At 32.6% G+C, this 12,947-nt stretch carries 4 protein-coding genes and 1 riboswitch; all 4 genes read left to right on the top strand.

Annotated features, from left to right (window positions below):
• The first annotated feature begins 2 nt into the window (after window positions 1–2).
• The 4 genes from hydE to V7Q02_RS05625 all read left to right on the top strand — a co-directional run bounded on the left by hydE (window position 3) and on the right by V7Q02_RS05625 (window position 12,785).
• Window positions 3–1,043 (top strand): [FeFe] hydrogenase H-cluster radical SAM maturase HydE, encoded by a 1,041-nt coding sequence (gene hydE / locus V7Q02_RS05640; RefSeq protein WP_333860029.1) that lies wholly within the window; start codon window positions 3–5, stop codon window positions 1,041–1,043.
• Between the two features lie 105 nt (window positions 1,044–1,148).
• A riboswitch (Lysine riboswitch) is annotated at window positions 1,149–1,319 on the top strand.
• A 202-nt stretch (window positions 1,320–1,521) separates the two neighbouring features.
• Window positions 1,522–2,721, top strand: a complete 1,200-nt coding sequence (locus V7Q02_RS05635) for an aspartate kinase (protein ID WP_333860028.1) — start codon at window positions 1,522–1,524, stop codon at window positions 2,719–2,721.
• Between the two features lie 45 nt (window positions 2,722–2,766).
• Window positions 2,767–4,062, top strand: a complete 1,296-nt coding sequence (gene lysA, locus V7Q02_RS05630; protein ID WP_333860027.1) for a diaminopimelate decarboxylase — start codon at window positions 2,767–2,769, stop codon at window positions 4,060–4,062.
• Window positions 4,063–4,157: 95 nt separating this feature from the next.
• Entirely contained in the window at window positions 4,158–12,785 is an 8,628-nt protein-coding gene (locus V7Q02_RS05625; protein WP_333860026.1) for a GH36-type glycosyl hydrolase domain-containing protein, read from the top strand.
• Window positions 12,786–12,947: the final 162 nt, after the last annotated feature.

The following is a 12,947-nucleotide window of genomic DNA, read 5'->3' as shown; positions in this document are numbered from 1 at the left end:
TTATGAGTAAATCAGTACAGTTAATTGAAAAAGCAGAGTATAACCACATATTAGATAAAGATCAAATAGTTTATTTGCTTAAAGATGATGAATGTAATGAGAAACTTTTTAAAGCAGCTGATAGAGTAAGAAAAAAATATGTAGGGGATAGAGTTCATTTAAGAGGATTGATAGAATTTTCAAATATATGTAAAAAAAATTGTATGTATTGCGGATTAAGATGTAATAATAAAAATATTGAAAGATATAGAATATCTCCAGATGATATTATTGAACTGGCTAAAAAAGCAGAGGGGTATGGATATAAGACTATAGTTATGCAATCTGGAGAGGATGATTACTATACTTTAGATAAACTTAAATATATAATTTCAAATATAAAAAAAATGGATATGGCACTGACTTTGAGTATAGGTGAGAAGACTTTTGAAGAATATAAATATCTTAAAGAAGCAGGTGCAGACAGGTATTTAATAAGAATAGAAACCACAGATGAGAATTTATATAAAAAAATGCATCCAGGTATGAGTTATGAAAATAGAAAAAGATGTTTAAGGGATCTAAGAATTTTAGGCTATGAGGTAGGTACAGGATGTTTGATAGGGCTCCCGGATCAGAGTGTAGAATCTTTGGCAGAGGATATATTGTTCTTTAGAGAAATAGATGCAGACATGATTGGGATAGGACCTTTTATTCCAAATGAAGATACTCCACTAAAAGATAAAATAGGGGGGGACTTTATAACAAGTATAAAAGTTATGGCTTTGATTAGATTGTTAATGCCTGATATAAATATTCCAGCCACAACGGCCATGGAAAGTCTGGTATCAGATGGGAGGCAAATAGCTCTTCAAAGTGGAGCAAATGTAGTTATGCCAAATGTAACAGAAGGAGTGTACAGAAAACTCTATGCCCTATATCCAGGTAAAATTTGTACTGGAGATACTCCAGTTCAATGTAGAAGGTGTATTACAGAAAAAATAAATAGTATAGGTAGAAGCATTTCAAATTCTAAAGGATTTAGAATAAAATCAACAGTTTAAGTAATTTGGGAACTATCTAAAAATAATGGGAAAAAGTTTTCTGACTAAAAAAGTTGAAATTAGTAAAAGTTTGTGATAAACTTAGGGCAATTTAATAATTGGGCTGCCTAGGGTAGAGGTGCTGTAATTAATAGTATTTATTTTTAATCGGCAGATGTTTGAGGAATAAAGAAAGGAATTACAGCCGAAAAGTTAGTTTGCGAACCTAACTTTGGTCTTGCATATAATATGTGTAAGGCTGTCATCAAAATATTTTGATGGAGAGCTACAAAGGTACACAACTGTACATAAAGTGCAGTATAGGTGTGTTCCTTTACTGCACTTATTTTTATCCTAGGGTTACATTGATAATACCTCTGGTTTATTTAAATTGGAGGTCTAACAATGCTGCACATATGAATAAATTATTCTAGTATTCATAAGATGAAGTTACTTGAATCTAGAAATCATTTGATAACCAGAAATAGGGAGGAGTATTATGGCAATTATTGTTCAAAAGTATGGAGGAAGCTCTGTAGGCACTCCAGAAAAAATAAAAAATGTAGCAAATACTGTAGTAAACAAAGTAAAGGCTGGAAATAGTTTAGTGGTTGTAGTATCAGCTATGGGTGATACTACAGATGATTTAATAGCCCTGGCAAGGCAAATTACAGATAATCCAGATAAAAGAGAGTTGGATGCACTTTTATCTACAGGAGAGATGATGTCCTGTGCACTGCTTGCAATGGCTATTAAGGATCTGGGATATGATGCCATAAGTTATACAGCTTATCAGATTGGAATAAAAACCAGCGGTCAATATGGAAAATCTCTTATAGATGATATAAATGCAGAGAGAATGAAAAAAAGTTTAGATGAAGGTAAAATTATAATTGCGGCAGGTTTTCAAGGTATAAATGATGAAGGAGATATAACTACCTTGGGCAGAGGTGGTTCAGATACTACAGCTGTGGCTATAGCTGTAAAATTAAATGGAGTATGTGAAATATACACTGATGTAGATGGAATATATAGTGTGGATCCGAGAAAGTACAAAAATGCCAAAAAATTGGATGAGATAGATTATGAGGAAATGCTTGAACTTTCAAGTCTGGGAGCTCAAGTTATGCATTCTAGATCTATAGAACTTGCACAAAAATATAATATACCTGTGTATGTAGGGTTAAGTAATAGTAATATAAGAGGAACAGTTATCAAGGGGGTAGATACAATGAATTTAGAAAGTAAACCAGTAACGGGACTTGCCACTAGTGATGAGGATATTGCAATTACGGTAAAAGATATTAAAAATGATATAAATATTATTTCAAATCTTTTTGAAAGTGTGGCAGAGAAGAAGATAAATGTAGACATGATAAGTCAAACTGCACCTATAAATGGCAAGGTTAATGTGTCCTTTACCATACCAAAAGATGATATGAAAGAATGTCTAAATATTCTAAAATCATATTTTGATAATAACCAGATAGATATAGACGAGGATATAACCAAGTTTTCCATAGTAGGTATAGGAATGAAAACTACTTCAGGAGTAGTTGCAAAGATGTTTAAGTTATTTAGGGAAAATAATATAGCTGTAAAAATGATAACTACATCGGAAATAAGAATTACCTGTGCTATAAAGCAAGAAGACAAGATGAAGACAATAAGTGTTATAGCAGAAAAATTCAATTTGTAATGATATGAATATGTTTTGGGCAAAAACTTTTAGGAGGATACCAGTGTGAGATTAATAGGTAACATGGAAGTTAAAGATAATATTTTATATATCGGTGGAGTGAGCACTGAAAAATTAGTAGAAGAGTATAAAACTCCTCTTTATGTAATAGATGAAAAATTAGTTAGGGACAAATGCAGAAGATATCATAAAGCTTTTAAAGCGGATAAAAACAATAAGGTCACTTATGCTGGTAAAGCCTTCTTAAATTTAGCTATGTGCCAGATAATAAATAGTGAGGGATTGTATTTAGATGTGGTATCAGAGGGGGAACTTTATACTGCTTTAAAAAGTGGTTTTCCTATGAAAAAGGTTTATTTTCATGGAAATAATAAAACGTTAAATGAAATAGAAATGGGAATAGATCTTGACGTGGGAAGATTTGTGGTAGATAATCTTTATGAACTGGACAAGATAAATTCTTTAGCAAAGGAAAAAGGGAAAATACAAAAAATTCTTTTAAGAGTAACTCCTGGGATAGAAGCTCATACCCATGAATATATAAAGACAGGACAAATAGATTCCAAATTTGGATTCACTATGATAAATGGTGAAACTATAGATGGGGTGAAAAAAGCTATAGGCTTCTCAAATATAAGACTTACAGGTATTCACTGTCATATAGGCTCGCAGATATTTGAAACAAAACCTTATGAAGATGAGGTCGAAATTATGTTGAATCTTGTAAAAAATATAAAAGATGAAACAGGATACGAAGTAGAAGAATTGGATCTTGGCGGGGGATTTGGAATATATTATACTCCAGAGGATAAACCAAAGACTGTGGAGGATTTTTGTAGTGTTATATTGGAAAAGGCAGAGCTTAAGGCAAAGGAATTGAATATGAAATTACCATCTCTTGTGATAGAGCCTGGCAGATCCATAATAGGAAATGCAGGAACAACCCTTTATACCATAGGTGCAATAAAGGAAATTCCAGCTATAAGAAAGTATGTGTCTGTGGATGGAGGAATGGTAGACAATATAAGACCTGCACTTTATAATGCTCCTTATGAATGTGCCATAGCAAATAAAGTAGAGGATGAGAGCAGAGAAGTGGTAACTGTGGCAGGAAAGTGTTGTGAATCGGGAGATATATTGATAAAGGATGTAGAACTTCCAAAGGTTCAGTCAGGAGATATATTAGCCGTATTTACTACAGGAGCCTATGGGTATTCCATGGCAAGCAATTATAATAAGATTCCAATTCCAGCGGTGGTTTTGGTAAAAGATGGACAATCAAAGCTAATTTCTAAAAGACAGAGTTTTGATAATATGATAGAAAATCAAATAATGTTGTAATTTAATTCCATCCTACTTGAGAATTTATATTTTCATCTTTATTGGGAACAATAATGAAAGTACAATTCTTTTTCACAAGAAAGGATGGATTTTTTATGCTTTATATGCTTTATATCGTAGGTATAGCTATAATTATATTACTTGCAGTGATTTATAAAAATTCAAATAAATGCAGTGATGTGGATGAAAATATGGTAGATGACATTCCTGTACTGAATCTAGGCAGGGAAGAATTAAAAAAATATGCCAGAGAAATATCAATTATACCGGCACAAGTTAAAAAAAGAAGCTGTAAGAAAAAATTAATTGATAGTTTAGATAAAAATTATAAAAGTATTTTACATGGATATAATTTTTTTAACATGGAAATTAAAAACAGAAAAGATATAGTATTTTGTGCTGAGTGGCTTTTAGACAATTTATATTTAATTAAGAAAGAGTATAAGGATATAAAAAACAATATGCCAGGAAATTATTATAGAGATCTTCCTGTAATTACTAAAGGAGCTATGAAGGGGTATCCTAGAATATATTACATAGCAAGAGAGATGTTACAGTGTAGTTATGGTACTGTAAGTGAAGAAACCATAGAAACTTTCATAAGTGCCTATGAAGAAAATACAGTATTAAAAAGTTGTGAACTCTGGGCACTTCCTATAATGCTCAGAATAGCTTTGATTCAGAATATAAGCAATATAACAGAAAATATAGTATTTATGCAAAAAGAAAGAAAAAGGGCAGAGTCTGCAGCAGAAGGAATTATAAACTCTGGAAACAATATAGATTTTGAAATTGAACGTCTTAAAAGAAGTAGAGTAAAATTCACTTCACCTTTTACTGAAAGGTTTATAAAAATACTAAGGGATAATTTTATAGATAGTGGTAAGGTATATGATTGGATAGATGAAGAATTGGATAAAGAAGATAGCAGTGCTGCAAGGGCAGTAAATATAAATCATCAAAAACAGGCTGTATATCAAGTATCCATGGAAAATTCCATTAATGGTATAAGAGAAGTATGTGCGTTGAACTGGAAGGAGAATTTTGAACATTTAAGCTATGTAGAACAGGTACTAAGGAAGGATCCAGTAGGGATATATGAACTTATGGATTTCAATTCTAGGGATTATTATAGGCATAAAGTTGAAAAATTATCTAAAAAAATAAATGTACCTGAATCCTTTATAGCAAGGAAGGCCATAGAATGTGCAGAGGAAGCATCTGGAGAGGTATATGAAAAGCATGTGGGATATTACCTTATTGATAAAGGTATATCCTGTCTCAAGAAGAAGATAAAATCCAGTGGAGAAGAATATAAAAAAGTGAATTCTGAAGTTGGAACTAATATAACAGTAGATCTCTACATAGGCACTATAATATTTGGCACTATTTTTTTAGACTCATTAATAAGTGGAATGAACTTCTATAATGAGAGTTTGTCTTTGTGGAAATACATAGTAGCTGCCATAATACTTTTAATACCAAGTAGTGAAATATTTATATCCATATTTAATTGGAGTATAAATAAATTGGTGGAAACTAGATTTATACCTAAAATGGAATTTAAACAGGGTATACCGCGAGAATTTAGTACTGTAGTTGTAATTCCTGCCCTTATAAATGATGTAGATAGGCTAAAAAGTCTTATAAGTGATTTGGAAGTGTATTATTTAGCCAATGAGGAAGAAAATTTGTATTTTGTATTACTTGGGGATTTTAAGGATAGTTTTTATGAAGAGGAAAGTGGAGATAAATTAATAGTAGAAGCTGCTCTGGAACAAATAAAGAGTCTTAACAAAAAGTATGGAAAAGATGGCAGGGATAAATTTTATTTTTTGAGTAGATACAGAAAATATAATGAAAAAGAACAAAAATGGATTGGATGGGAAAGAAAACGCGGGAAGCTTATGGAATTCAATTCCCTTATAAGAGGGGACAAAAATACCAGCTACAATGTTATAAGTGGAGATATAAGTGGTTTATATAGTGCAAAGTATGTGATAACATTAGATGCAGATACCAAGCTTCCGAAGGATACGGCTAAATCACTTATAGGAGCCATGGCTCACCCCTTAAATATTCCTTATATAGATAAAAATAATAAAAGGGTATTGAGAGGACATGGATTAATGCAGCCTAGAGTGAGTGTAGGGGTATTAAGTGCCAACAAAACGGTATACTCTAATATTTTTTCCGGGGAAACAGGCATAGATATATACACAAGTGCTATTTCAGATGTATATGAAGATTTGTTTGATGAAGGCATATTTACAGGAAAAGGTATTTACGATATAGATATATTTAATAGCATTTTACAGGATGAAATACCTGAAAATACCGTGTTGAGTCATGATCTTCTGGAAGGTTCTTATGTGAGGGCAGGACTTGTTACGGATATAGAACTTATAGATGGATATCCTGCATATTATGATTCCAGTTGTAAAAGGCTCCATAGGTGGGTGAGAGGAGATTGGCAGCTTTTACCTTGGCTGTTTAAGAAGAATTCTTTAAACAGACTGTCCAAATGGAAAATAATAGATAATTTAAGAAGGAGTGCTGTAAGTCCTGCAGTTATAATACTTATTATAGGTTCTTTAACTTTGTTTTCTAACTCAGATAATCTACTTTTAATAGCCCTTATCTCGCTGCTCTGTCCTATATTTTTTGATGTATCGGAGACTGTAGTTTCTCCTGTAAAAGGCATAAGTCTTTCGGGAAAAGTAAGCAATTTTAAAACTGCTATAGAACAGTTTTTCCTGATATTGAGTTTTTTGCCCTATCAGGCATATTTAATGTTAGATGCTATAATAAGGACGCTTTACAGGATTTTTATAAGCGGTAAAAATTTGCTTCAATGGCAAACTGCTGAAGATGTGGAGGCAGCCTCAAAAAAAGAATTTGTACATTATTTTAAAACAATGTGGGTAGGCAGTGTTATTGCAATTGTAATAGGAGCCTTGGGATTTATGAACTCTCTGGAAACTGCATTTTTAGTATTGCCATTTTGTGTGGTATGGTTTTTTTCACCTTGGATAGCTTTTAATATAAGTGAAGACAGAAATAGTATCAGGGAAGAACAAATGGACAGGGAAGATAGAGAGTTATTGAGACAACTTTCCAGAAAAACCTGGGCCTATTTTGAAGATTTTATAAACTCGGAAACTAATTGGCTTTCACCAGATAACTATCAGGAAAAACCTTATAAAGGAATAGCCTATAGAACTTCTCCTACTAATATGGCTATGGGTATTACTTCTAATGTGGTAGCCTATGATCTTGGATATATAGGTATATCAGAATTTCAAAGCAGACTAGATAATATAATTTCAAATATGGAATCTTTAGAAAAATATAAAGGACATTTCTATAACTGGTATGATATAAAAAATAAAAGGCCTCTTTATCCAAGGTATGTATCTACAGTGGACAGCGGTAATTTAGTAGGATATATATGGCTTGTGGAAGAAAGTATTGATGAATATATGGGGTATCCTCTAATAAATAAAAGCTTACCCTTAGGTTTGCAAGATACTTTAAAACTGGCAGAAAATGAAATTTATAAGGAACTTAAGGTTAAACAGGCCTATGGGGATTTTATAGAGAAACTCTCTGGCGATGGTTTGAATAAGTTTCAAGGAGAACATATTATTGACGTATTTCTGTTAAGGACATTTTTATATGAATTAATAAAAAAATCTATGGAATTTGACAAAAAGTCTGTAAAGCTATATTGGAATATGAAAATTTACAATATGTGTATAAAATTTTTGGAAGAATTAAATAATTTATTTCCGTGTGTTGCCTTTGTAAATGAAAATCCTCAGTTTAAAGGTTTTAAAAACAAGGTGAATGATTTGGCAGTTAAGGTACCTTTGGGGAAGATTCCTGAAGCTGTGGATAAATTGATTGGTGAATTTTCTCATCAAGAAGAAAATGACAGTATAAATGATTTAAAAGAACTTCTGTTAAAGACTAAATTCAATATAGGCAAAATTATATTTCAAATAAAGACTATAAGGGATACCTTATCCAGTATGGCAAAAGAGCATAATTTCAGTATGCTGTATAATAAAAAAAGACAGCTCTTTGCCATAGGATATGATGTGGAAAAAGATACTTTAGGTAAGAATTATTACGATTTGCTTGCATCAGAAGCGAGGCAGGCGAGTTTTGTAGCCATAGCTAAAGGAGAAGTGGAACAGTCACATTGGTTTAATTTGGGAAGAGCCATGACTTCTGTAGGCGGAGGTAAAGGACTGGTTTCCTGGTCTGGAACTATGTTTGAGTATTTGATGCCCCTTATAATTATGAAAAAATTTCCTGATACCTTATTTAGTGAAACTTATGAATATATAGTGGAAGTGCAAAAAAACTATGGAGATAAAAAACATATACCTTGGGGGATATCAGAATCTGCATATTATGATTTTGATATAAATTCCATATACCAATATAAAGCTTTTGGAGTTCCAGGCATAGGATTAAAAAGAGGACTTACCAATGAATTGGTTGTTTCGCCTTATGCTTCTGTAATGGCACTTCAAGTAGATTTTAAAAATGCAATGGATAATATAAAAAAGCTTATAGAAATTAAAGCTGAAGGAATATATGGATTTTATGATGCAATAGATTATACTTGTGAAAGATTATCTAAAGGTAGGAAAAGCGCTATAGTAAACTGTTTTATGATACATCATCAGGGAATGAGCTTTATGTCCCTTGATAATGTGCTCATGGGAAACATTTTACAAGAAAGGTTTCATAGAATTCCAAGAGTTAAATCAGTAGAATTGCTGTTGCAGGAGAAAGTTCCAAAATCTATTATCTATAATAGAGAGGAACACAGCAAAGAAGCGAAATCTTTATTTAGAGAAGAAAATGTGGTGGGGAGAAAGTATACTACAGCCATTACTAAAACACCAGAAACAAATATAATTTCAAATGGAAATTATTATTTGATGATGACAAACAGCGGCAGCGGATACAGCAAAAGAAATGATATTATGGTGTATAGGTGGCGGGAAGATGCTACTACAGATAATACAGGGATGTTCTTTTATATAAAAAATATAAATTCAAATGAGTATTGGAGTGCCACCTTTGAACCTTGCAAACATGAAGGAGAAGATTATGAGGTTATATTTCTTCCAGATAAATGTGAATTTAAGAGAAAAGATGGCAACTTGAGAACTTATACCGAAGTTACTGTATCTCAGGAAGATGAAGGGGAAGTAAGGAGACTTTCAATTACAAATAGCAGTAGCCATAAAAGAGAAATTGAAATCACCAGTTATTTGGAAGTAACCCTTGCACCATATAATGCAGATCTGGTTCATCCTGCTTTTGGAAATCTATTTATAGAGACTGAATTTGTTCAAGAACCAATGTGTATTATTGCAAGCAGGAGACCTAAGTCAAAAGAAGAAAAATTATGGCTTATGCAGACCATAGCAGTAGAAGGTAAACAGATAGGTTCTGTTCAATATGAAACCAGCAGAGTTAATTTTATAGGAAGAAACAGAAATCTTGTGAATCCAAGAGCTATGGATAATGATGTCCAACTAACCAAATCTATAGGGGCAGTAATTGATCCTATAATAAGCATGAGAATCAGAGTGCTTATAGAGCCTGGAAAGACTTGTAGGGTAGCTTACAGTACTGTAACTGCAAATTCTAGAGAAAAGGCAATCCAGCTTGCCAATAAATATAGGAATATGTCCAATATAGATAGAATATTCCAGCTCTCCTGGACGGAAGTACAATTGGAAATGAAATATTTGGGGATAAAATCGAACCAGGTAAATATGTATCAAAAAATGGCCTCAAAGATTTTATTTATAAATGATTTATTTAAAGACAGGTATGAGTATATCACTAAAGTAAATCAGGGGCAATCAGCACTGTGGCCTTATGGAATTTCAGGGGATTTACCTATAGTTCTTCTTATTATAAGAGAAGAAAAACACATGGAACTTGTGAGACAGCTTATAAATGCACATGAATACTGGAGTTTGAAAGGATTATCAGTGGATTTGGTTATATTGAACCTACAGGATACCTCTTATGTACAATTGCTTCAAGATAAAATAAGAGATACGGTAAATTCAAGGAGAGCAAACAAGAAAAATGTACCGGGAGGCATATACATTTATAATAATAGCACCATTGCCAAGAGCGATATAGAATTTTTTATAGCTATATCCAGAGTTGTAATAGATGCTGAAAAAGACGAATTTGTAAAACATATTAAGTATGCCGCGGGAAAAAAAGCAATTTACGGGAATACAAGTAACAGGTACAAGGATAATACTTCAAATTACAGTTTTAATATTTCAGGACTTCAGTACTTTAATGATATAGGAGGGTTCTCCAAAGATGGAAAATCATATTTTATAATATTGAGGGATTATAGAAATACTCCGGCTCCATGGATAAATGTAATATCAAATAAAAAGTTTGGATTTCATATTTCCGAAAATGGAGTATCCTACACATGGAATAAAAACAGCAGAGAAAATAAACTTACTACCTGGTCCAATGATCCGGTAGTAGATGGAGAGGCTGAAGCATTATATATAAAGGATGATGTTACAAAAAAGATATGGAGTATATCTCCCAAGCCAATAAGAGATTCAGGAGAATATGTAATAGAACATGGATATGGATTTTCTACATTCAAGCATGAAGCCAATGAAATACTAGGAGAAATGACTGTATTTGCAGATATGAATGAGAGTATAAAAATCTGTCGTATAAAATTAAAAAATATTGGAGAAGTAAAAAGAAAACTTTCACTTACTTATTATGCAAAGTTGGTACTTGGAGTTTGTCATGAACAAACAGCCCAATATATATATACTGGATTTAACAGTAAAGAGGAATATATATACGCGGTAAATCCTTATAGTGAGTGTTTTGGAAGAGGCATATGTTATATGAAGATTTTAGGAGGTAAGGATTCTTCCTATACTTCGAGCAGAGAGGAATTTATAGGCAGAGGAGGAGATATATCAGAACCAAAAGGTTTAGAATATGAAGGCTTTTCTGGTAAAATAGGAGCTGGATTTGATCCTTGTTTTGCTGAAAATACAAAAATAGAGTTGGATGAAAATGAGGAAGGTGAAATTTTAATTCTTTTGGGTCAGGAAGATAGTTTTGAGGAAATAAGCAAAGTTATTGAAAAATACAGCAGTGTTGAGATTTGGATTGAAGAATTATGCAAGGTTAAGGATTACTGGGAAAGGATGTTTAATGTTATACAGGTTACTACACCGGATAATTCCATGAATATTATGTTAAATGGATGGCTTATGTACCAGGTAGTGGCATGTAGGTATTTTGCAAGAACTGCATTTTATCAGTCTGGTGGGGCATATGGATTTAGAGATCAACTTCAAGATGTAATGGCTATTTGTTATTTAAATCCTGATATAACAAGAAAGCACATATTATATAGTGCTTCAAGGCAGTATTTAGAAGGTGATGTACAGCATTGGTGGCATCCTTATGTAGAAAGTGGAATAAGAACTAGATTTTCAGATGATCTATTGTGGATGCCTTATGTAGTGGCAGATTATATACAAAATACAGGGGATTACAGCATACTGGATGAAGAAGTGCTATATCTTGAAGATGAACAATTGAAAGAAGGGGAAGATGAAAGATATAAAATATCTAATGTTTCCAATAAGAAAGGAAATATTTATGAACATTGTATAAAGGCTATTGAAAAATCATTAAAATTTGGTCCTCACAATATACCCCTTATGGGTTCAGGAGATTGGAATGATGGTATGAGTACTGTTGGAAATAAAGGACAGGGTGAAAGTGTATGGTTGGGATGGTTCCTGTACAGTATATTGGATAAATTCCAGGCCATATGTAAGTTCAAAAGCGATGATAAACGTTCAGATGAGTATTTAAAATTAAAGGAATTTATAAGAGAAAATATAGAGATAAATGCATGGGATGGAAGCTGGTATAGAAGGGCATATTTTGATAATGGAACTCCTCTTGGATCCGTTGAAAATGATGAATGTCAGATTGATGCAATTTCACAATCTTGGGCAGTTATATCAGGGGCTGCAAAAGAGTCAAGAGCAAGGGAAGCTGTAGATGCACTGGAAAGAAATCTTATAAAAGAAGATAAAGGAGTTATGCTTCTGCTCACTCCAGCTTTTGATAAATCCTCTTTAGAACCTGGATATATTAAAGGATATATACCTGGAGTCAGAGAAAATGGAGGTCAGTATACTCACGCTGCCATATGGTCTGTGCTTGCACTTGCTAAAATGTGTCATAATGATAGAGCCTATAAATCTTTTTCTATGATAAATCCTATAAATCACACTAAAACCTATTTAAATTGTGAGATATATAAGGTAGAACCTTATGTAATGGCGGCGGATGTATATGCAGTAGACTCCCACGTGGGAAGGGGCGGTTGGAGCTGGTATACAGGTGCTGCTGGATGGATGTATAGAACTGGGATAGAGACAATTTTAGGATTGGAGTTCAATGAAAATTATGGTTTTACCATTTCACCTTGTATACCAAGCAACTGGAAGGGATATACTATAAAATATACCCGGGGACAATGTGTATATAATATAAAAGTGGAAAGAAATTCAGAAGTTGGAATATGGCTGGATGGCAATATGATTCATAATAAGGTTGTGCCGTTTTTAAGTGAAGGAGAACATGAAGTGAAAGTAAATATATAATAGGGATACCTCCTAAATTGATTTTTAGGAGGTATAATTTTGAGGAGAACTAACATTATCATATATTACATAATATGATATAAATTAACATAGCAATTTTTAAATGTTTATAGTACAATAATGATGATATTTAGTGAAATTTAAGTTTTTTGGGATTTAGCT

It is taken from the genome of Clostridium sp. (assembly GCF_036781005.1).
Lineage (GTDB): Bacteria > Bacillota > Clostridia > Clostridiales > Clostridiaceae > Clostridium_B.
Note: the sequence above shows the minus strand (reverse complement) of the source record. Positions and strands in the feature narration are given on the sequence as shown.

Bases quoted from the DNA above. Each gene is read 5' to 3' on its own strand.
- hydE (WP_333860029.1), top strand. From the start codon at position 3: ATGAGTAAATCAGTACAGTTAATTGAAAAAGCAGAGTATAACCACATA.
- V7Q02_RS05625 (WP_333860026.1), top strand. From the start codon at position 4,158: ATGCTTTATATGCTTTATATCGTAGGTATAGCTATAATTATATTACTT.
- V7Q02_RS05635 (WP_333860028.1), top strand. From the start codon at position 1,522: ATGGCAATTATTGTTCAAAAGTATGGAGGAAGCTCTGTAGGCACTCCA.